Source organism: Paenibacillus sp. FSL R5-0928 (assembly GCF_037970385.1).
In the GTDB taxonomy this organism is placed as follows: Bacteria; Bacillota; Bacilli; order Paenibacillales; family Paenibacillaceae; genus Paenibacillus_AQ; species Paenibacillus_AQ odorifer.
In genome coordinates, this window is sequence record NZ_CP150225.1 from 6,023,676 (window position 1) to 6,042,795 (window position 19,120).

General features: G+C 46.0%; 25 protein-coding genes and 1 riboswitch. Of the genes, 5 read left to right on the forward strand and 20 right to left on the reverse strand.

From position 1 onward, the window contains the following. Positions 1-136: 136 nt before the first annotated feature. The 9 genes from MKZ16_RS27235 to MKZ16_RS27275 all read right to left on the reverse strand — a co-directional run bounded on the left by MKZ16_RS27235 (position 137) and on the right by MKZ16_RS27275 (position 5,876). Complete coding sequence (locus MKZ16_RS27235) at positions 137-799, reverse strand: DUF2726 domain-containing protein (RefSeq protein WP_076105290.1); 663 nt, start codon at positions 797-799, stop codon at positions 137-139. Positions 800-1,137: 338 nt separating this feature from the next. Further along, the gene (locus MKZ16_RS27240) at positions 1,138-2,115 is read right to left on the reverse strand and encodes a hypothetical protein (RefSeq protein ID WP_076105291.1); all 978 of its coding nucleotides are present in this window, start codon (positions 2,113-2,115) and stop codon (positions 1,138-1,140) included. Between the two features lie 67 nt (positions 2,116-2,182). After that, on the reverse strand, positions 2,183-3,010 hold the full coding sequence (locus MKZ16_RS27245) for a BRO family protein (protein WP_076105292.1): 828 nt from the start codon (positions 3,008-3,010) through the stop codon (positions 2,183-2,185). A gap of 36 nt (positions 3,011-3,046) precedes the next feature. Further along, complete coding sequence (locus MKZ16_RS27250; RefSeq protein WP_076105293.1) at positions 3,047-3,409, reverse strand: hypothetical protein; 363 nt, start codon at positions 3,407-3,409, stop codon at positions 3,047-3,049. A 698-nt stretch (positions 3,410-4,107) separates the two neighbouring features. Beyond that, complete coding sequence (locus tag MKZ16_RS27255) at positions 4,108-4,305, reverse strand: hypothetical protein (protein ID WP_339814985.1); 198 nt, start codon at positions 4,303-4,305, stop codon at positions 4,108-4,110. A 333-nt stretch (positions 4,306-4,638) separates the two neighbouring features. After that, entirely contained in the window at positions 4,639-4,878 is a 240-nt protein-coding gene (locus tag MKZ16_RS27260; protein ID WP_076105294.1) for a hypothetical protein, read from the reverse strand. Further along, the gene (locus MKZ16_RS27265) at positions 4,856-5,128 is read right to left on the reverse strand and encodes a hypothetical protein (RefSeq protein WP_076105295.1); all 273 of its coding nucleotides are present in this window, start codon (positions 5,126-5,128) and stop codon (positions 4,856-4,858) included. The genes MKZ16_RS27260 and MKZ16_RS27265 overlap by 23 nt, the downstream gene beginning before the upstream one ends. A 113-nt stretch (positions 5,129-5,241) precedes the next feature. Beyond that, positions 5,242-5,580, reverse strand: coding sequence for a hypothetical protein (locus MKZ16_RS27270; RefSeq protein WP_076105296.1), 339 nt, complete (start codon positions 5,578-5,580; stop codon positions 5,242-5,244). Beyond that, the gene (locus MKZ16_RS27275; RefSeq protein WP_076105297.1) at positions 5,580-5,876 is read right to left on the reverse strand and encodes a hypothetical protein; all 297 of its coding nucleotides are present in this window, start codon (positions 5,874-5,876) and stop codon (positions 5,580-5,582) included. Before MKZ16_RS27275 ends, MKZ16_RS27270 begins: the two co-directional genes overlap by 1 nt. 200 nt (positions 5,877-6,076) lie before the next feature. Between MKZ16_RS27275 and MKZ16_RS27280 the strand changes: the two genes are divergently transcribed. Further along, positions 6,077-6,334, forward strand: coding sequence for an XRE family transcriptional regulator (locus MKZ16_RS27280; protein ID WP_081393407.1), 258 nt, complete (start codon positions 6,077-6,079; stop codon positions 6,332-6,334). Positions 6,335-6,528: 194 nt separating this feature from the next. On the opposite strand, the gene MKZ16_RS27285 is transcribed toward MKZ16_RS27280, so the two are convergent. Next, positions 6,529-6,864 (reverse strand): hypothetical protein, encoded by a 336-nt coding sequence (locus tag MKZ16_RS27285; RefSeq protein ID WP_076105299.1) that lies wholly within the window; start codon positions 6,862-6,864, stop codon positions 6,529-6,531. A 102-nt stretch (positions 6,865-6,966) separates the two neighbouring features. Here MKZ16_RS27285 and MKZ16_RS27290 point away from each other — a divergent pair, with 102 nt between their 5' ends. Beyond that, the gene (locus MKZ16_RS27290; protein WP_339814989.1) at positions 6,967-7,302 is read left to right on the forward strand and encodes a DUF3102 domain-containing protein; all 336 of its coding nucleotides are present in this window, start codon (positions 6,967-6,969) and stop codon (positions 7,300-7,302) included. On the opposite strand, the gene MKZ16_RS27295 is transcribed toward MKZ16_RS27290, so the two are convergent. The 3 genes from MKZ16_RS27295 to MKZ16_RS27305 all read right to left on the reverse strand — a co-directional run bounded on the left by MKZ16_RS27295 (position 7,295) and on the right by MKZ16_RS27305 (position 9,959). Continuing rightward, the gene (locus MKZ16_RS27295) at positions 7,295-8,242 is read right to left on the reverse strand and encodes a tyrosine-type recombinase/integrase (protein WP_076105301.1); all 948 of its coding nucleotides are present in this window, start codon (positions 8,240-8,242) and stop codon (positions 7,295-7,297) included. The two genes, MKZ16_RS27290 and MKZ16_RS27295, sit on opposite strands and share 8 nt — an antisense overlap. Positions 8,243-8,340: 98 nt before the next feature. Next, positions 8,341-9,375, reverse strand: a complete 1,035-nt coding sequence (locus MKZ16_RS27300) for a tyrosine-type recombinase/integrase (RefSeq protein WP_076105302.1) — start codon at positions 9,373-9,375, stop codon at positions 8,341-8,343. 224 nt (positions 9,376-9,599) lie between these two features. Beyond that, positions 9,600-9,959, reverse strand: coding sequence for an iron-sulfur cluster assembly accessory protein (locus tag MKZ16_RS27305; RefSeq protein ID WP_036685235.1), 360 nt, complete (start codon positions 9,957-9,959; stop codon positions 9,600-9,602). 458 nt (positions 9,960-10,417) lie between these two features. Here MKZ16_RS27305 and mqnE point away from each other — a divergent pair, with 458 nt between their 5' ends. Both mqnE and MKZ16_RS27315 read left to right on the forward strand, forming a co-directional pair. After that, positions 10,418-11,524, forward strand: coding sequence for an aminofutalosine synthase MqnE (mqnE, locus tag MKZ16_RS27310; RefSeq protein ID WP_036685236.1), 1,107 nt, complete (start codon positions 10,418-10,420; stop codon positions 11,522-11,524). 51 nt (positions 11,525-11,575) lie between these two features. After that, positions 11,576-12,637 (forward strand): NAD(P)/FAD-dependent oxidoreductase, encoded by a 1,062-nt coding sequence (locus MKZ16_RS27315; protein ID WP_076099373.1) that lies wholly within the window; start codon positions 11,576-11,578, stop codon positions 12,635-12,637. Positions 12,638-13,047: 410 nt separating this feature from the next. Here the strand turns inward: MKZ16_RS27315 and MKZ16_RS27320 are convergent, their stop codons facing one another. Then, on the reverse strand, positions 13,048-13,302 hold the full coding sequence (locus MKZ16_RS27320) for a YuzB family protein (protein WP_076105303.1): 255 nt from the start codon (positions 13,300-13,302) through the stop codon (positions 13,048-13,050). A gap of 81 nt (positions 13,303-13,383) precedes the next feature. Between MKZ16_RS27320 and MKZ16_RS27325 the strand changes: the two genes are divergently transcribed. Further along, the gene (locus MKZ16_RS27325; protein ID WP_036685249.1) at positions 13,384-13,632 is read left to right on the forward strand and encodes a NifU family protein; all 249 of its coding nucleotides are present in this window, start codon (positions 13,384-13,386) and stop codon (positions 13,630-13,632) included. Between the two features lie 158 nt (positions 13,633-13,790). Here MKZ16_RS27325 and MKZ16_RS27330 read toward each other — a convergent pair whose 3' ends face one another. The 6 genes from MKZ16_RS27330 to MKZ16_RS27355 form a co-directional block, all read right to left on the reverse strand. Next, the gene (locus MKZ16_RS27330; protein WP_036685252.1) at positions 13,791-14,657 is read right to left on the reverse strand and encodes a MetQ/NlpA family ABC transporter substrate-binding protein; all 867 of its coding nucleotides are present in this window, start codon (positions 14,655-14,657) and stop codon (positions 13,791-13,793) included. A 57-nt stretch (positions 14,658-14,714) separates the two neighbouring features. Continuing rightward, positions 14,715-15,374 carry a methionine ABC transporter permease gene (locus MKZ16_RS27335; RefSeq protein WP_036685255.1) on the reverse strand — a complete coding sequence of 220 codons (660 nt, stop codon included), beginning with the start codon at positions 15,372-15,374 and terminating at the stop codon, positions 14,715-14,717. Next, positions 15,374-16,390 carry a methionine ABC transporter ATP-binding protein gene (locus tag MKZ16_RS27340; protein ID WP_036685258.1) on the reverse strand — a complete coding sequence of 339 codons (1,017 nt, stop codon included), beginning with the start codon at positions 16,388-16,390 and terminating at the stop codon, positions 15,374-15,376. The genes MKZ16_RS27335 and MKZ16_RS27340 overlap by 1 nt, the downstream gene beginning before the upstream one ends. 102 nt (positions 16,391-16,492) lie before the next feature. Next, a riboswitch (SAM riboswitch) is annotated at positions 16,493-16,628 on the reverse strand. A gap of 102 nt (positions 16,629-16,730) precedes the next feature. Next, on the reverse strand, positions 16,731-17,465 hold the full coding sequence (locus MKZ16_RS27345; protein WP_036685261.1) for a Cthe_2314 family HEPN domain-containing protein: 735 nt from the start codon (positions 17,463-17,465) through the stop codon (positions 16,731-16,733). A gap of 155 nt (positions 17,466-17,620) precedes the next feature. Next, positions 17,621-18,604 (reverse strand): COX15/CtaA family protein, encoded by a 984-nt coding sequence (locus tag MKZ16_RS27350; RefSeq protein WP_076099376.1) that lies wholly within the window; start codon positions 18,602-18,604, stop codon positions 17,621-17,623. A gap of 102 nt (positions 18,605-18,706) precedes the next feature. Beyond that, positions 18,707-19,051 (reverse strand): thioredoxin family protein, encoded by a 345-nt coding sequence (locus tag MKZ16_RS27355; protein WP_036685265.1) that lies wholly within the window; start codon positions 19,049-19,051, stop codon positions 18,707-18,709. Between the last annotated feature and the right edge of the window lie 69 nt (positions 19,052-19,120).

Below are 19,120 nucleotides of genomic sequence, written 5' to 3' on the forward strand. Positions count from 1 at the left end.
CCGTTTAACCGCGTCATCCTTTGCGTATAGCCAGAAGCGTCCGCCAGTCTTTTCGTTGATTCCTACGCAGATATAGCGATGTCCTGCAGAACGTAAGAAATGGAACATAGCAGGCGAATAACAATAAAGGTAATTACTAGGCAACGAGCAACTCCCCTTTCAAACTACTTATAACCTCGCCGATCTCTTGAACAGACAGCGCGTACTTTATGCGAATCATAGGAACGCCCGCCTTTGCGCAATATCTGTTTTTTATCCGATCATACTCCTGCTGGAACGCGAAGTTATAGCCGGCCTTACTTGGGTCTTCCCCGTCAAATACCGCCGGACGGTAATGTTGTTCCCCATCGTATTCTATAAACGCGATAGGCTCTCCGGAGAGGCCCAGCACTGCGAAGTCGAATAGTAGAGGTCTCCTACAAACTCCGGTAACACCTTTTCTGCGCACTTGCGTTCTATATTCTAACTGGTAATAGTCTAACCAGTATTTTACTGTTTTCTCACCGACGGACTCACTATCGCCATGATCAATGATGACATTTATATCGTACATACACTTTGAACATAGATCGGTGCCGTACATGCGATCTCTTCTAACAAAAGACCATTTCCGAGGTCTCCCTACCATACCGCAAGCATCACACATAGGTGTAACTAACTTTTCGCACCCTCGCGGTAAGTCTTCTACCAATACCTCCAGCTTCTTTACGCCAGGTCCTATAAAGTACCCTTTGTCTATGTAGTACTGTCTGTTGTTGAACACTAGACTCACCTCTATCGTCTTCTCTAAAACTCCCACTCTACCATCCCCTCCATCGTTAAAATAACGTAAGGACGTGCGGAGTATACCCGCAGCATTCGTATCCAAACGGAATAAGACCGCTCGAAAGCAGTCCTTTCATATATGTGTGTAACTGTGCGCGTAAAATATAGGTATCAAAAAAAATAAATGTGCCTTTCTATATCTCCCGATAAGAAATCACATAAAAAGCAACCTTCGGAAGAAATAAACTTAAACGTAATCCGCCGCATGACTCGTTCGCCTTTTATCCCTTTGGTTTATGCGGGGGTTTTGCGGCAGCGATCTCCCTTATTTCTTCCTGCAAAGTATCTAAATATACATCCTTACGGATACATTTAGGCGACCCTTTCCGTAATTAATTTTCGAATTCTTAATAGCCGCATTTTCACGGTTGTGTAAGATAATCCGGTCTTCTCCGCCGCGTATTTTCGTGAGAGACGGTACTCACCGTCCGGAAGCACGTGGTAGGCCGCGCAATCCTCTGCAGCCATGTCCGTTTCGACAATACCGATGAGCTCACGCAGGAAATCCGCCTGTTTATCGGTTACGCGCTTATATACGTAATCTTCCGTAGAGTTAACGCCCAATATCGTTCGGATCGCTCCCTCATAAAAAGGCGCAATCATTTGGCGGCGCCCGTCTACGGTAACTCTCCGCATCCCTTTTCGGCGTGCTTGGGCTTCGTAGTAGCGTGTTAGCAGCGCCTTATTGACGTATGTGACGATCTCCCTCGGACTGCGGCTGACATCGACGTATTTTAGCGCGTACTCTAGTGCGCCGACCATGTCCGCCATAACCTCCGCCCGTATACGCGTTTCTTCAATCACGGCTTCGCGTTCAGTACGATCCGCAACGTCTAGGGCGCGTTGGTACTGCGTAAATGAACTGCCGAATCCTTCTTCGCGGAATCTTCGCTCTATGCGGCCGTTCTTTTCTCTTAGCCAGGCGGTAAATTCGGGAGTTAACGTGTACTCATAGCCGAAATCGTTATGGCGCACTGGTTTGAAAGGGATGCGCATACGTAAATCGAGCACCATTATGGATAAATAACGGTTAATCTCCGAGTGAGCCCATCCGGAATCTTTACGGATATAGAATACGCGCTTGACGGCTTTCTCGCGGATCGCCTTTATTCGATAAGCGATATACTCCTCCGGACTCGTCAGATTTATCGAAATGTCGTGCGTGAAGTTCGTTTTATATCTGCGTGAAGTATTCGCTAAGAAATCCGTTTCGACATCCTCTAGTATTGAGTTGATTATGTGGCGGTCGCCAGCCCTTTGGTACGCGGTTACTGCCTGGACAAATTCCATCCGTATTCCTCCTCCGTTTGTTTATGAAAAAGAGGCACCGCAAAGTAGCCGATACCTCTCTTATTAGTTACGCATTCAAGCGTAGGCTAACCTTCATAGGCCGTGATATATGCGGAATCGGCGGTTTGGACACCGCAGGTAACCCTTCCCGAACACGTTGATACATATCGACGATTAAGTCTATCCCCTCGGCGGTAGCCTTAACGGTGTTGTTAAGTAGGAATCCGCCCTTGAAATAAGGAACAACACGAAAATACTTCTCGTAACCTTTCCGCGGCGGAAAACATCTGTCAATTTTACGTGAGTAAAGAACGCCGTGCTTCTGTAGAAAAGCCGTGATTTCCTCCGCACCAACTACCCCGCCCATGAAGTGTTTACCGATCGTTGTAAACGCCGTTAATCCCTCGGAATCGAGAAACTCCGTGTATTTGTCCGCTTTTGGCTGTATAACCGCAATATGTTCGGTCTGTTTCCGGACAGTTTCGAGGGTAGCCGCGAACATCGCGCGAGTGGCCGCATCTGCGAACGGTAAGTATGTGTCGATAAAGAGCGCGTCGTTTACAACTGCTCCGCCAGTTTTGCGCATCGTTGGAAGTATTTCGTCGAATAACCAACGCTCGAACTGCTCGGCTTCCGGGAGCTTAGATCGGACAACGAGGCGGTAGACATTACCCTCATTTATGAACTTCATTTGCTGTGTGCGTCCAAGACTATCGATGACGTCGTGAATCACGACCCCATCCTCCCGACAGTGTCTTGTAATCGCATCCCGCGTGTTAGAATAGCCAAGAGCTGCGGCAACTTGCGTAGCTCCAAACATCTCCTTGCTGTCAATAACGAGCACATGAACACTCCCGAATCTCTCATGCGTAAACAATTTCGCCAACTGTCCCATTACGACGCCTCCTTTTGTTTGGTTTTATATAAACGACTAAGCCACGAAGGGCAGCCGCGTCGGTATTTGATCCGTCATGACGCGAATCTCCCCACTATCATCCCGCACGTTAACGTCTTCACCCTCGCGTACTTTCCGTATTAGTAGAACACCGTCGGGGGTCACGCCCGTGTAACGCATAATGAACGGAGGTTCTGGCGTCTCCGTCACCTCAAACTCGTGGATAACGAAATACTTTGGAATAAAGCGTTGTAGCGGCAGACCTTTTTTACGCAACACCTTGCGGCGGTACAAAAACTCGCGCATAGTACGCTCGTCCCATCCGAGCACTAGCGCAGCTTGTCCTAACGTAAATGTCGCCGAGCCGAAGCGCCCAACAACGCAGCGATTATCGTTCATGTAGCGTCCTCCCTTATCGTTTGGATTTTATAGTCAACGGATATACACCCCTATAATTATTAACGTAAACGTAGTCCCTCCCGCACACTTCCAGCGGAAATAAAATAAATCCGCCTACTCATCTACTTACAGGCTGCGCAGCCTCCCGCACCATTCACAGTATTATCTACAGCGCGGAGTCCTTTCGCACACTTCGGAGAAAATTGCGCCCTTACTATACTTGGTGCCGCAGACTACTGTTTCGCACACTTTCAATTGATATAACGTGGCCGATCGTATTCCGTACACACGCTATATTAATAAAGTCGACGTGCTCAAGCGATCCGCACGCACTCTGCGTTAATATCCGCAATGACTTCGGCCTCGCGCACCTTCTACGGAAAATAATCTGCCTACACTGCACATACGGACAATGATGCTGCAGATTGGGACATTGATTCTCTCCTTTACTGTATATAGGGACATAAACTTTCGGAATTGGGACAAGCGCTATACGGTAATATATAAAAGCCACAGACGCTCCCGCACCTCTCAATGAATATAAGGACAGATTTTTGTTGGATTGGGACACGCGCAAAATTATTTATAATATTTTGGAACCTATTGAACATACGTTCGTATTAGTGTAATATAAAGGACAAGCAACCTTGGATGCCCCCGAAGCTACTCGTAGTAAAGGCGGTGCCATCCGCTATATGTTAACGTAGCTTTGGACGGCCAAGTCCGCAGATACAGTAATTGGCGTTAGGAAGTCCGGTCACACATTGGCGTGAGTGACCGGAACACTGTTCCGCACACATTTGGCGCTGTATACGGTTGTTACGCGCAGCTTTGGCGTACTGCGTAAGGTTTAGGACACGCTGTCCTAGAGTTCCCCCTGCATGACGATCCGTCATTTGGCGCTGACAGTACAGGGTTAGGTTCACCGTGAACCTGAGTTATCCGCGGGGTGTTCCTCCGGGTGCAACCGGTAGGCGCGGAAGGAGGTCGTTTGAAGCTACATCCTAAGTTGAACATAGGCCGTCAACGCTGCAACGATGTCGGTCCGGTAGTACCTGGTACAAACATTGCTTTGGTCAGAGTATTCGGTGTTAGCGCACCGTTACCCAAGCCGTACACCCTGCGGACGCAGTTTAATCTCTGCGTATATGTCTCCGGCCTGTAGTATATAAAGGCGTCTACGGTCCCGGCGGACAATCCTTCTATTCCATTTCATCAAATCACCTCCTTCACATAATACCGCGATATTGATAACCAACCGGGGCATACTCGTCCGGTAGCGCGATTTCACCAAGAGCCCGCGCGTGTACAATCGCTATCTCAATAGCCAGCGGTAACAGTTCCTCACCAGTTAGAGTCCTGTCAGTGTATACGTTAGTAGTGATACGCCAGTGCTCGCGGTCGAGTACGCAAGAATACCAGTGTTGGCCCGGCATCATAGCGGAACTATGCTGTGACTGCGAAGTCATAGGCGGCGACCTCCGATTTTTCGCGGACGATGAAGCCGAGTTCGTGCGCCTGATTAGCGGTAATTTCGATGACATTTGCGACAGATCTACGATCAACGGAAGGCAATGCACGGAAGAATGCGCCAGGAAGGACGACGATTTGTTGGCGACGGAATTTACTACTTGCGGGGAAGATGTAATCGAGTTTAGTGACGATGAAATTGCCGGTTCTGCGGTCGAGCGCGTATCCAATTTCAATTGTTTGTGCCATGAATGACCTCCGCGTTTAAAGTCCGACGACTATTGTATGAGTGCGGAATCCGCGACCGGGCGTGCATGTTCCCCGGTTTCAACCCGCACCGCAGCGGGCCATCATCAGGCGGTCTATATCGTCAACCCCAATTCCAGCAACGGCGCGGCAATCAAATCGCGTACGATGAATTCCAACGCGGTCATGCTTGTCCACCGTTTAATCAGCGCCGGTATTACGTCAGCAGCCGAGCCATTCACGTTCTCCGCAATAATCACGCCAGCGTCTTCGTTGCCTCCTACGTAAATATCCGGATCTGCTTCGCTCTGGTGGACTTCGTGCGCCCATAACTGTCCATCGGACACGAATAGCGCACGATCCTCTCCGATTAGGTACGCCGGTAGCGTTTCATACTGTGGTTCCTCGTCATCAGCGTCATACAGGTAGATTAGCGTTATAGGCTTAGCGGTCATTATGCGCCCTCCTTACTATGCCGGACTAGCACGGATAAAAGCTCGACGGCCGACATTTCCGTTATGCGATCGAAAAACGTTACATCATCTACCGGTAAATCGAAGCCGACTGCGCCGGGGCCTCCGGTTGTTAGATATTCGCCGCTGACAGAATTAACACGCTCAAGGATAACGGTGCGGTATTCAGCGTCGATATAAAACGCGTGGTTATCGTCAACGAGGACGCCGGGATATTCGTAGCGCTCTAATTCTTCGTTCCTATCGTACAATTCAGTCACAACGGTAATTTTAGACATTGGCGTAATCCCTCCGTGTTATAGAAGTAGTTCCTTAATGATAATTGCGCTGAGAGTAAAGAAGGCTTTTACAAACGGCCAATTTGAGTTCACTATACTACTCGCGAAGTAATACGTCAATAGTAAACTCGAAAAAGTTTTACGATGCGGGTAATACGCTGTATAATGAGGTTAACAAGTTATAAGGAGCGTTTGAAGCCGTGGAAGATAATCGTATTAAATTTAAATTGGGCGCTACCCTTGACGTACTCGGCACCACTCGTAATAAGATCGCGGTCGAATCCAAGACACGGCCAGCGACTATTCTAGACCTCGCAGGTGGAGATACCCGAACGATCAAGCTCGATACGTTAGCGAATATCCTCGACGCCCTTAATGAGCTGGCAAAGGAAAAAGGCATTGAGCGTACTATTGGAATAGACGATATAATCGAGTACATACCGACCGCCGAACGTTAATAGCGGTCTCTTTACGTATAATTACCGTCAAATTAGCACCTTTACTCCGCACCCTTACGGTTTACCCTCGGACAGCCCTAGCGGGGCTAATTCAAGGGCTTACGCAGGCAGAACGGTCGATATATGAACGAAGAAAGGCGCAGCCCTAACGGATACTCTCCGCTAAGACTGCGCCTTTTTATTAAGTTCTATAATTATGTATTCGAAGTTCCTAACTCTCTAACGGTTTCTCTGAATCGGTACTCAAGGCCCTCCGCAGACGACTTCATTCTGTACTCTGCTTCTTGAATAGCGTTCACAATCAATAAGGCGCTCGCCACTAGAGCCGCAATTAATCCCGCTATAAGTAACACAACACCTCTAGTTGCTATTATTGTGTAGTTATAAGCGTCACCACCAACTATGTGTCCGAACATACTCCCCGTCGTGTTATAGTCTGCATTATAGTCGCCGTAGTGGAAGGTAGTAACCAGACCAAAAATAACCAAACCCAACGAAACAACATACAGCAAGATAGACCAACCCTTCATATTCTCACCTCTCTTTGAAAATATAGATCACCTCTTCCAATTATACACATATTTTTCATAGAAGTGTCAACATTAACTGCCGAGATACACGCATATAAACGGGTGGCAGGCGAAGCGATATTCGAGATCGGGCGGAGGTTGAAGGACGTACGGGACGCTAAGCTAGACAGCGGCGATCCGGATGAGCGTAGGCTGGCGCAGCAGCGCGAAGAAGTCGGCGGCTGGATACGTTGGCTTGAGGATCACGTCGACTTTAAACGATCCTACGCGCACAAGTTCATCTCCGTGTTCGATGAGTACGGCAGTGACGTTTCGACGTCGAAACACCGGGGACTGGAGGCGCTCTACGAAATCACGCTGTTTCCGCCAGAAGAACGCGAACGCCCACATACGGTCCCATCAACAGGCGCAACGAAGACGCCGTCTCCTTTTAGTTAAATATCGAGCTGACCGGCGAGAACTTATCGTGTTGCTTCGAAATATCTGCCTGAAACATCTCCGTATATAGCTGCGCCATATGTAGACTCTTGTGTCCCATGATGCGCATCAAACTTACGACGTCGCCAGAGTTTAGCACATAATTTCTGGCGAAGGTATACCGCAAAGTATGACATGACACACGAACACCCTTTATCCCGGCCATCTTCCCGTACTCAGATATTTCCTCCTGAATCGTTCGACGTTTCAAGGGTTGTCCTTCAACGTTAACGAAGAAAATGGAAGAGTCCGTCTCACCGCGCAACTCTAGATATTCGCGCATGTGAGCAGCGAGTATGTCACTAAACGGGACGAATCTTTCCTTACGACCTTTTCCAAAAACTTTAATTACTCGCTCCTGCCAATGTACGTCCTCAACACGAAATGTCAACGCTTCTTCCAGGCGTTGGCCGGTATCTAGGATCAACAGTAAAAACACGTAGTTACGGTAGCCTATTGGTGTTGCTCGATTAGGTATGTCAAGTAATGCCCTAACTTGATCGCGGCTTAGCGTACGCAAAACACGTTTTTCCTCCGAAAGCTTCTCAACTGACTCTATTGGGTTCTCTGTTAGATAACCGGCACTGCAAAGGAAATTAAAGAATGCTCGCAAACTCCTTATGTACTTATTTATCGTCGGTGCGCTGTTACCCTCATCCATTCTCGTTCGAATGAACTCATGAATATCTTCAACAATGATGTCGTTTATTCTCTCAATACCATTGTCGTCTAAAAAGTTGCTGAATTTAGAGAGAGCTTGACTGTATGAAGCTGTTGTATTTTCGGTCAAATTCTTAATCTTACGCGATATTATGAACATGTTTATTGCAGAATACATATCCAATTTTTCCTTTTCCTCGCGTGCCCCAAGTATTAGTTTCCTTTTCTCCTTGTAATCCATATATGTAACCTCCTCGTTGTGTCCTCGAAAGGCTACCACAAAACGACAAACAGAGAAAGCGCCAGGCCCCATTATATTCCGGAGCCAAGCGCTGCTTTTTATTTCCGTCTCTTAATAAACCTATCTGCGGGCGAATATTCGTCGTGACTCTTCCGCATATCGTCCGTATCCATCTGAATGTATCGGCGCATCGTACGTATATCGGACCACCCGCCCATTTTCTGTAACGTGAACGGATCGGCTCCGTTTAAAATCATTGCGCGCGCCCACGTATGGCGATAAACGTGCGCAGTCATCTTCTTACCAGTGACGCCCGCCTTCTCTCCGTAGTATTTAAGCCGCTTATTGAAGTGCGTAGCGGTCACAGGCTCACCAAACGATGACATGAATATGCGATTTGTCGTAAAAAATTGACGATTCTCTTCTATTAGTTGCAATAGTAATTTCGCAGTGTGTGCGGAGATTGGAACCATTCTTGGCTTTCTGTTTTTGTTCATCTCGCCAGGTAGAACGATAAATCGTGTTTGAAAGTCGATATCTGTGACGCTTATTCTTAGTAATTCCGAAATTCTAAGTCCGCTGTCCAAAATCGTTATAATCGCCACATAATCCCGAAAGCCTACGAAATCCCGTTGATTAGGCTGCGCTAGTATCGCCTTAACTTCATCATCCGTAAGGCAATTCGTTAAGTCCACGTCCTGGCGTATAAGCTTAACCTTAGTAAACGGATTGATTTCCAGTAGTTCGTCGCGCTCAAGCTGATTAAATATCGCCTTAAGCGTACGAAGTCGGATATTAACCGTCGTATCTGACAAGCCTACTCGCTGATTTTCTTCCGATATATACTTGTGCCCCTCATAGCGCACCTGATCGTACTTCATAAACGCGATATGATCTCGCACCATCGCCGTCGTTATATCCCCCGCATATTCTACCTCCGGATATTTATCGTTCAACCACTTTAGAAAGTAACCATAATGCTTTCCGTAATCCATTAACGTCCGATCGCGCAATCCCTCAGCCCGTTTCGCACTAATCGCGAAGTCTAACGCTTGATCTAGCGTTATCTTCGGAAACTCTCTTAGCGTGCGGGCTCCGTTCGGAACGCGCCGGGTACGTTTATTTAACGACATAAAAACGACCTCCAATATGCATTAGTCGCGGACTAAATACGTCGTAGAGGTCGTAATCCACAACCCACAAACGGCCATTTCCGGGTTGTTAACTCCGGGCCTTCGGGGTTGTTAACGTTCAATTTCACCGGTACAATCCGCAGTTCCAAACGCCTGTTCGCGAGTGGCTACCGTCTCGGCTACCGTTCAGATCAACGGGGTAAAAACGTTGATACACCGCGTGATTAGCAAGGCTCTTCGTTCGGTTTCCCTGCATCTGTAGCTGTCCGGAAGCTTGAACCGCAGCCGCAGGTTGCAGTAGCATTAGGGTTGTTGATGGTGAAGCCACCCGTCATGCCGGATTCTTCAAAGTCGATTTCGAGACCGTCCAGGTAACGAAGGTTCTCCTTCTCCACAACCACTTTCATGTCTTGAATGTCCATATATACGTCCTGATCGGTTTCATTATCATCAAAGCCCATAGCGTACGAGAATCCACTGCAACCGCCGGGCGTTACTCCAATACGGAGGAACATGTTCGGTACTTCTTGTTCAGCAAGCATCGCCTTTAATTGTTCTGCTGCTTTTTCACTAATATTAATCATGATCTCATCCTCCTACAAATTCGTCTCACTTCATAAGCGGAAACTTATGTTTAAGGGGCCTTCCGGCCAAAAGTTATTTCTTAAAAATATAAGAAAGTATAAGTGTTGCACCTATTCTTTATGTCTTATATTTCTCGCTCAAACGCTTATCACCTTTATAAGGATGCCAATGACGTTTATGCTTGATAAATTCAGTATAACCGACTATTCCGTTACCCTCAAGTCACAACTGCCTTAGGCATGACCCTTCACAGGAAAAAACACCATCAATATCAAGCTGTTGATACCCTTAGGAGAGTAGGTTTATAATAGGGAAGGCACTCTAAGTAAAAATTCGGAAATTTGTCACGGAGGCAAGCTCGCCTCTTTCTTTTTTAGAATGAACAGCTACCACTTGGGTACGTCTGGAATTTATCTTCGAGCAATCTGCTCGTAAACTTTCAGGAGGAAATCATAATATGTCTACTCTTTTTACTCCCCACACGGATGCCCGAATGGCGAACATTATTGATAAGGTTCGCAGCGGCGAAAGATTGAATTTGGAAGATGGCGTTTATTTATATCAAAGCAACGATTTACTTACCATTGGCCAGCTAGCGAATGAAGTCAATATCGCCAAGAATCACAACCGGGTATATTTTATCGAAAACATGAGTCTATATTTCACCAATGTTTGCGAATCGCACTGTGCATTCTGCAATTTCCGCAAAGATGATGGAGAAGAGGGAGCCTATACCCTTTCCGGTCAGGAAATGGTGCAATATGTCGAACAACATATCCACCCAGGCGTACGCGAATTCCACATTGTTGGTGGCCATAACGACAAGGTTCCCTTCCAATATTATGTGGATTCTTTAAAAGCTTTGAACGAACGTTTTCCTGAGGTTACCTTAAAAGCCTACACTGCCGCTGAAATTGATTTCTTTACCCGTATTAGCGGTTTGAGTATTCGTGAGGTACTGGAACAATTGCGTGCTGCTGGACTTAAAACACTCACCGGTGGTGGCGCAGAGATATTATCCGACCAATATCGTAAAAAAATGCGTGTAGACAAAGCTAATGTGGAAGAATATCTGGAAGTCCATCGGACAGCACATCAGCTTGGGATGAAGACCCATACCACTATGCTGTACGGCTCCATTGAATCTCACGAAGACCGTATCCGCCATATGATGCAAATCCGTGATTTGCAGGACGAAACCAATGGCTTTATGGTATTCATTCCATTGTCCATGCAGCCTAAGAATAAAAACGCTGGCATCATGCGCCGCAACTCTGCTTATGAGGATCTGAAGACCATTGCGATCAGCAGATTGATGTTGGACAATTTCGATCACATCAAAGCGTACTTCATTAACATTGGCCCTCAGCTTACTCAAGTTGCGCTGAACTTCGGTGCATCAGACGTGCATGGCACAATTCTAAAAGAACGGATCAGCCACGCGGCTGGCGCCTTAACACCGGAAGGTCTGACTCGCGACGAATTGATCTGGCTAGTGAAAGGTGCTGGACGAATTCCTGTCGAACGTGACACTTTCTATAATGAGGTTAAGGTATACGAATAAGAAGACTACCTGAGATTTGTTATCCCATATTGGAAAGGAAGTTCGGTCAGCATGAGAACAATACTCGTTCTTGGCGGTGGCTACGGCGGCCTAGCCTTAATTCAAGAATTACTCAATAATCATCTTCCTCATGATGTTGAAATTATCTTAATTGACCGAATGCCTTATCAAGGAATCAAAACGGAATATTATGCGCTCGCCGCAGGTACCGTAACTGATTATCACCTGCGCATTCATTTTCCGGTTCACCCCCGGCTTACTGTCCGGTACGGTGAAGTGAGTTCCATTGATTTGGAGAGCAAAATAGTCAGTATGGAATCCGGTGAGATTGTATCTTATGATCTCCTAGCCATTGCTCTTGGCTGTACCGATAATTACCACAACATCCCTGGTGCTGATCAATATACCTGCAGCATCCAGACCTTTGCTGGTACTCGGGAAACCTACCGCCGTTTAAATGATGTGAAGCCTTACGGAACGATAAACATCGTAGGTGGAGGATTAAGCGGTGTTGAATTAGCCGCAGAGCTTCGGGAGAGCCGTCCAGACCTTAACATTGCTATTCTGGATCGCGGTGAACGTGTTTTGTCTGCCTTTCCGGCAAAGCTGTCACAGTACGTAGAGGAATGGTTTCATCACCATCAGGTGCAAACGCTCGGACGAATCTCTGTATCTCATGTAGAGAAGGATTCGATTTTTAACGGTACCGAGGAAATCCTTTCAGATGTGACAGTATGGACCGCAGGAATTCAACCTGTAAAAGTAGTTCAAGATTTGAATGTGTCGAAGGACCGCGGTGGACGGATTATGCTGGATGAGTATTATCGTATACCGGATTATCCTGAGGTATATGTGATTGGTGACTGTGCCAGTCTGCCATTTGCACCAAGCGCACAAGCCGCTGGAGCACAGGGTGAGCAGGTAGCTCAGGTTATTCAAGCCACCTGGCGCGGTGAGACTCCTAAGCTTCATCCTATTCGCCTGAAGGGTACTTTAGGGTCACTAGGCAAAAAAGCAGGATTCGGACTTATGGGACAACGCTCCGTCAAAGGACGGGTTCCCCGCATCCTCAAGAGCGGAGTGCTCTGGATGTCGAAACGCACTTTAGGATAAGCCTAAGATTGGTTCATAAGTATTCAACGAAGCTACTCTCAGATAAACACGAGAGTAGCTTTCTTACGTTATTGGTGCGTATACCCTACGGACTCAGATATCCTTATTCGCAAATTTTTAGCCTTTGGAGGAGAGTTTCGGACTCCAGTGAAGTTATTGCTTATAATGAGGTTCATTTATGCTGTTTTTCAGGTGAATAGTGACTATGGGGTCCGATAGCAATCCAAATGTAGGAAAATACTCAATATAAGGTCGCCTGAGTCCGGTGGCACCTTCACGGTAGCACCTGCACTCTCCAATATGTTGCCTAATCGATCAAATTGGTGGATTTTGTTCAAGTAAGGTTCCAAAAAGAGGGAGCACTCCATAATTTAGATTATGAAGTGCTCCCTCTTTTTTTCTCGAGAAATTTAGTCAAGATCTATATTAAACCAAGCCTCAAGCTCTTTGATCTTGGCCTCAATTTTCTCTTCTAGCTCTACAACAGTGTCTGCTGCAATAATGTCACCTTCAACCATGGCGAAAGGCATTAAATAACACTCTCCACAATTGTTCAGACATCCGTATTCAATGACATCATAATCCGGATTTTCCTCCAGCTTATGCATTAGCTTGTCTGTTCCGTGACCCATGTTGCTGGAACAAAATTCAATAATTGGTCTCATGATGATCTCCCTATTCCGCCTAACCATTTTATTTTTTAACTTTTTGTACTATAATGAACTTACGAAAGGAGTGATTGAGAAATGAGTGAGAATGCACAAAGCACCGAAATGTATGATGAAGTACTAGAAGTGCTGGATAAGCTTCGTCCGTTCCTGCAGCGCGATGGCGGTGACGTAGAACTGGTCGATGTGGAAGACGGCATCGTTAAGTTGAAACTTATGGGTGCCTGCGGCAGCTGCCCAAGCTCCACGATCACCTTGAAAGCCGGGATTGAACGCGCCCTCCTTGAAGAAGTAGAAGGCGTTGAAGAAGTAGTTCAAGTATTCTAAATCCCGTTCAATAACCCTCCCGATTCTCCTGTGAAGGAGATCGGGATTTTCTTATTATAGAGGATTTAACATTCTCTCACAACCTTAGAACATAAAACCCGCAAGCCAACTTGGCTGCGGGTTCTTGTTATGACTATAGACGAATTTAGCTTAATTCCTTAAAACGCTGGAATGATCGCACCTTCGTACTTTTCTTCAATGAAAGCTTTAGCTTCTGGAGAATTCAGGGCAGCAACCAGCTTTTTGATGGCTTCGGAATCTTTATTGTCTTGACGGGTTACCAAAATGTTAGCATAAGGGGAATCTACACCCTCGATGAACAGCGCATCTTTAGTTGGCACAAGACCAGCGTCTAGTGCAAAGTTCGTGTTGATCAAAGCAAGGTCTACCTCATCCAGTTGACGTGGGAGCATTGCTGCTTCCAACTCAATGATGTCGAGGTTTTTCTTATTTTCTGTGATATCTGCTTTCGTTGCAGCAATATTTGTATCATCTTTCAAGGTAATCAGACCATTTTTCGCAAGTAGGATTAGTGCACGGCCACCGTTAGTAGCATCGTTCGGAATGGCAACTTTTGCACCATCAGCCAACTCATCGATCGATTTGATTTTTTTGGAATAAGCTCCAAAAGGCTCAACGTGAACGGATGCAACGGAGACCAGATCTGTTTTATTATTTTTGTTTTGGTCATCCAGATACGGTTGGTGTTGGAAAAAGTTAGCGTCTAACTCCTTCTCATCAAGCTGCACGTTAGGTTGAATATAGTCAGTAAATTCTTTAATTTCAAGTGTAATTCCATCTTTTTCAAGCAATGGAGCAATAGCCTTCAAAATTTCAGCATGAGGCACAGGTGAGGCACCAATAACCAGTTTCACAGGATCTTTAGTAGGTTCACTTGTTGCTTCTGCATTTGGTGCTGTTGTAGCAGCCGAGCTCCCAGCATTATTAGATGCATTGTTGTTACCGCAAGCCGCAAGCACCGCAACCAGTGTCAGGCTAAAAAATGTAAGTAGTACTTTTTTCATTGTAAATCCCCCTCTAATCTATATTTTGTATTGAATAAGGATATATATGGATGTACCTTATTTCCGTGTGTAATGTTTTACGAGTCGGTCACCGGCCATTTGTAGCAATTGCACCAGTACGACAATAAATAATATAGAAACAATCATAATCTCCGTCTCATAGCGGTGGTAGCCGTAACGAATCGCCAAGTCACCTAATCCGCCGCCCCCAACCATACCAGCCATTGCTGTATAGGAGACCAGTGTAACCAGTGTGATCGTAACTCCAGCTAGCAGACCTGGACGAGCTTCTGGCAAAAGAACACGCATAACGATTTGGTTCGTCGATGCTCCCATACCTTGTGCGGCTTCGATGACTCCGCGGTCTACCTCTCTTAACGACGTCTCTACCAAGCGGGCAAAAAACGGAGCTGCACCAATCACCAGAGGTGGAATCGTACCGAGTACACCAATGGAGGTTCCAACAACGGCTTTGCTGAAAGGAATTAGAGCCACCATCAAAATGATAAAGGGTACGGAACGTAGGATATTTACAAGTAATGATAAGACCGAGTAAGTTACTCTGATTACTATACTATTCGATTTCCCCCATAAATACAATAGAATTCCGAGTGGTAAACCAAGAATAATTGTGAACAATCCGGAAAAAAATATCATTTTTATAGTAGCAACCGTAGCATCCATCATTTCTTGCCAATTTAGATCTGCAAAATTCATTACGAAATCACCTCCACATCAAGGCCTTGAGCAATTAGTCTGGAGATCGTTACAGCAATTGCCTCAGCTGGCCCTTCAAACCGCACAATCATCTGTCCATAAGGCACATCTTTAATCGTTGAGATGGTACCATGTAAGATTGCAAAGCTCACACCCGTATCACGCACGACATCGGATAGTGCCGAGCCGTAAGTTTTTTCTCCGAAAAAAGTAATTTTGACAGCTTGAGAGTTATCCCCGGCAGCAGCATCAAGCGCCACTCGAAGAGGCCCTTCATTCTGTGTCTCACTGCGGATGAAATCGCGTGTAACCTCATGCTGCGGCTTGAGAAATACCTCTGTAACTTTGCCTTGTTCAACAATCCCACCACCATGTATGACCGCGACACGGTCGCAGATGCTCTGGATTACATGCATTTCATGCGTGATCAGCACAATGGTCAAATGGAATCTTTTATTAATATCAAGCAGCAGCTTAAGAATGGAATCCGTTGTCTGGGGATCAAGCGCAGAAGTGGCCTCGTCACACAACAGCACATCAGGGTCACTGGCTAGTGCCCGGGCGATGCCGACCCGCTGCTTTTGTCCTCCAGATAACTGAGAAGGATACTTATCTGTATGTTCTTCAAGCCCAACTAGAGCGAGCAGATCTTTCACTTTTGTATCAATAGCTGTTCTAGATGTACCTGCAAGTCGCAGTGGAAAGGCAATATTATCATACACCGTCGCCGAAGAAAGCAAATTGAAATGTTGAAAAATCATCCCAATCTTGCGCCGCTGTTCCTGTAATTGACCTTGGTTAAGGCTAGTTAGTTCAACACCGTCTACCCAGACCTCACCTTCTGTCGGACGTTCCAACAGATTAATGCAACGGATCAATGTACTTTTCCCCGCTCCAGAGTGGCCGATGACTCCGAATATTTCACCTTTCTCGATGGACAGATTCAATCCAGAAAGCGCTGTTGCCGCATTACTCCCTTTTCCATAAACCTTTGTTATCCCTTTTAGATTAATCAACTCTCGTCGCCCCCCCTTTATATTTCACTTATTCTATACAAAAAAACCTCCAACGATCGATGCAGATCGCAAGAGGCTCTGTGGGTTTATTAAGACAATGCCTTCTCATCTGCCAACGACCGCAACCTGCGCCATTGTAGGAATTAGCACCATGACATTTGTACAACGCTTCCCGCGCTGGATACAAATCGGTTGCCGGGCTTCATCGGGCCTATCCCTCCGCCGCTCTCGATAAGATAAAGTTATGAAATTATATTTTTTCTGAAATCGTACATACTTTAATGCAAGCATAAGTATAGTGAGTTTATCGATTTTTGTCAAAAGGAAATATATTGAACGATTACGATTTTATGCTCTTTGCCTTGCTTATTTCCTTACGCAGCTGTTCATTGCTGTAGCTGAATGCCGCGATTAATGTCTTACAGTTCATTTCGAGCGATTGTTTTAAATCCTCAAGATGGCTATCCAGATCCTCGAGCTGAATTTTGTCATGCAGACCTTGGTGCCGCTGCCACAAATCATCCTGCATTTCAGAATTCATATAATGAATTTCAGCATTTCTGCGCTTGCGTAAATTCTCCAATGGATCGCGGTAGGAGTTCTTGATCTGTTCCAGTTGATCCGCTAATGCAGGATGCACATTCAATAATTGAAGCTGACGCAGCACTGTAAAGTAAGAAAAGTGCGTTTTTAATTTGGATGTTTTGAGATCATAAAAATGATTCAGTACCGTCCCAAGCTTGTCCAGAAGAGAGAAAACCCGGATAAAGCCATCTTTATAAAAATAAACATAACGTGCATAATCGCCCTGTTCCACCGGTGTCATATCATCCATATAACCCGCAATCACTAATTTCCGGTAAAAAGCGGCCGCGAACCAACTTTGCTCCAGTTCATCCAGAGAGGAAATCAGCCCACGTGTCCAAATCTCCAGCTTGCGGTATTCATGGTCATTATCCTCATGGGCACTCATTTCCTTGCGCAGCAATGCTGCAAAAGTGGCCATATTCTCCATCGCATCAGCCAACACACCACTGTTCTTTCGAGGCGGCTCTCCAAGTAATACCCGCAGCATATCCCAGTCCTCCTAAAGTTTTGTTCAGCGTCTGCTTCCATGGACTGCTTCGTACAAAACTCGCGACGTAAGCATCGGCCAATCAGCTCCACGATATACCGATTTCCACTTTATTATTCCGCGGGTGAAGCGCCTCTATCCACGGAGGGAATGTTCTACCAAGGCGGTGGAATCATTGGGTTCGTTACATTTTTTCCAGACACGACACTACCCGCACGATTTAGCTGCCAGACTCTTACACTCATATAACATAAGACACCAAACAAACTGGCAATCAGCAAAATATGAGCCAAAGCGGCAAATATGTACAATCTTTCATTATCTAGGGTGTAAACCACAGCCGCCCCACTAAACACCTGCATCAAGCATAACAGCACTGCAGCTACACCTAGCGCTCTAAGCTCTGGATAATCCTTATGTTTCCAAAATGCTAAATGCCCAAGCAGCGCAGTAAGCATGAATAAGAGCAAAGCCGCAATCCGATGCGTAAAAACAACACCTACACCTCCGGAAAGCTCCGGAACCCATTCTCCATTACAAAGCGGCCAACCCGAACACCCGCCCTGTGAATCCGTATGACTTACAAAGGCTCCAATATACACGACAATATAAGAATAGATGGCAGTAAAACAAGTTAAATTGCGAAAAGCCTTACTTACGGGCTTCTTTTGAGCCTCCAACGTATGATCATATTCGCGCGATTCATGCCATCTCTTGGTTCCAAGAGCCAACATCATAGCGCTCGAAAAGGCGATCAAAGAAAAACCCATATGCAGCGCCATTACAGCAGCGGATTGGGATTTAATTACTGCAAGCGCTCCCATACCACCTTGAACGATGACGAATAATAAAGTCATAAATGCATAGCCCAGCAAATCGCGCCGAGTACGGGCATAACGCCAAAAAGCAAACATCGAGGCAAGTGAGAATAACCCTGCCAAACCGCTAAACAAGCGATGGGTGTATTCAATCATCGAGCCTATAGTATAAGCCGGAATTAATTTCCCATGACAGAGCGGCCATTCATTTCCGCATTCCAAGCCCGATCCAGTCTTCGTCACTACCGCTCCTCCGAGTACAGCGAGGAACATGATAAGGCAAGTAAGATAACTAAGCCATTTCAACTGATTTGTCGTCAAAAATATCACCCGCAGTTTTTAGTAATGAAGAAGCAGCCAGACTTATATTTCAAAAAACCACCGCTTTTGCACAAACAGGCGAAAGCGGTGGTTCCTTAGGAATTACTTTTGAAGGCTTTGATGCACTTGGACCGCTTTATCAAGGAAATTCTCAATCTCTTCACGGGATTTGCGCAATTTATTAACGAATCTAACCAATTCCCGTCCATCCGAATATGCGACGAAGCTTGGAATACCCATAATATTTTGTTCTTGGCTAACATCGCCCACGGCATCAACATCTACCTCAACCAGTGTAAGGCGGTCTGCATAAGCCTGCTCTACCTCTGGGATAAAAGGATCGATAAATTTGCAATCCGAGCACCAGTCAGCCTTGAAGATGGCCACTGTTAATCGAGGTGATTGAATGGCTACCTGAAATTCAGCAGGAGAACTAATTTTGTCCATGATTTACTCAGTCCCTTCTTCAATATCTGTCTATTTTCTACTCTTTAAGTGAAGCAAAATGCAGGGTAG

What these genes read in the sequence shown, in the direction of transcription:
- MKZ16_RS27275 (WP_076105297.1), bottom strand. Translation starts at nt 5,876, where the DNA reads ATGTCTAAAATTACCGTTGTGACTGAATTGTACGATAGGAACGAAGAA.
- MKZ16_RS27285 (WP_076105299.1), bottom strand. Translation starts at nt 6,864, where the DNA reads ATGAAGGGTTGGTCTATCTTGCTGTATGTTGTTTCGTTGGGTTTGGTT.
- MKZ16_RS27240 (WP_076105291.1), bottom strand. Translation starts at nt 2,115, where the DNA reads ATGGAATTTGTCCAGGCAGTAACCGCGTACCAAAGGGCTGGCGACCGC.
- MKZ16_RS27295 (WP_076105301.1), bottom strand. Translation starts at nt 8,242, where the DNA reads ATGGATTACAAGGAGAAAAGGAAACTAATACTTGGGGCACGCGAGGAA.
- MKZ16_RS27355 (WP_036685265.1), bottom strand. Translation starts at nt 19,051, where the DNA reads ATGGACAAAATTAGTTCTCCTGCTGAATTTCAGGTAGCCATTCAATCA.
- MKZ16_RS27345 (WP_036685261.1), bottom strand. Translation starts at nt 17,465, where the DNA reads ATGCTGCGGGTATTACTTGGAGAGCCGCCTCGAAAGAACAGTGGTGTG.
- MKZ16_RS27250 (WP_076105293.1), bottom strand. Translation starts at nt 3,409, where the DNA reads ATGAACGATAATCGCTGCGTTGTTGGGCGCTTCGGCTCGGCGACATTT.
- mqnE (WP_036685236.1), top strand. Translation starts at nt 10,418, where the DNA reads ATGTCTACTCTTTTTACTCCCCACACGGATGCCCGAATGGCGAACATT.
- MKZ16_RS27260 (WP_076105294.1), bottom strand. Translation starts at nt 4,878, where the DNA reads ATGACTTCGCAGTCACAGCATAGTTCCGCTATGATGCCGGGCCAACAC.
- MKZ16_RS27330 (WP_036685252.1), bottom strand. Translation starts at nt 14,657, where the DNA reads ATGAAAAAAGTACTACTTACATTTTTTAGCCTGACACTGGTTGCGGTG.
- MKZ16_RS27265 (WP_076105295.1), bottom strand. Translation starts at nt 5,128, where the DNA reads ATGGCACAAACAATTGAAATTGGATACGCGCTCGACCGCAGAACCGGC.
- MKZ16_RS27270 (WP_076105296.1), bottom strand. Translation starts at nt 5,580, where the DNA reads ATGACCGCTAAGCCTATAACGCTAATCTACCTGTATGACGCTGATGAC.
- MKZ16_RS27245 (WP_076105292.1), bottom strand. Translation starts at nt 3,010, where the DNA reads ATGGGACAGTTGGCGAAATTGTTTACGCATGAGAGATTCGGGAGTGTT.
- MKZ16_RS27305 (WP_036685235.1), bottom strand. Translation starts at nt 9,959, where the DNA reads ATGATTAATATTAGTGAAAAAGCAGCAGAACAATTAAAGGCGATGCTT.
- MKZ16_RS27335 (WP_036685255.1), bottom strand. Translation starts at nt 15,374, where the DNA reads ATGAATTTTGCAGATCTAAATTGGCAAGAAATGATGGATGCTACGGTT.
- MKZ16_RS27320 (WP_076105303.1), bottom strand. Translation starts at nt 13,302, where the DNA reads ATGAGACCAATTATTGAATTTTGTTCCAGCAACATGGGTCACGGAACA.
- MKZ16_RS27300 (WP_076105302.1), bottom strand. Translation starts at nt 9,375, where the DNA reads ATGTCGTTAAATAAACGTACCCGGCGCGTTCCGAACGGAGCCCGCACG.
- MKZ16_RS27315 (WP_076099373.1), top strand. Translation starts at nt 11,576, where the DNA reads ATGAGAACAATACTCGTTCTTGGCGGTGGCTACGGCGGCCTAGCCTTA.
- MKZ16_RS27325 (WP_036685249.1), top strand. Translation starts at nt 13,384, where the DNA reads ATGAGTGAGAATGCACAAAGCACCGAAATGTATGATGAAGTACTAGAA.
- MKZ16_RS27255 (WP_339814985.1), bottom strand. Translation starts at nt 4,305, where the DNA reads ATGACGGATCGTCATGCAGGGGGAACTCTAGGACAGCGTGTCCTAAAC.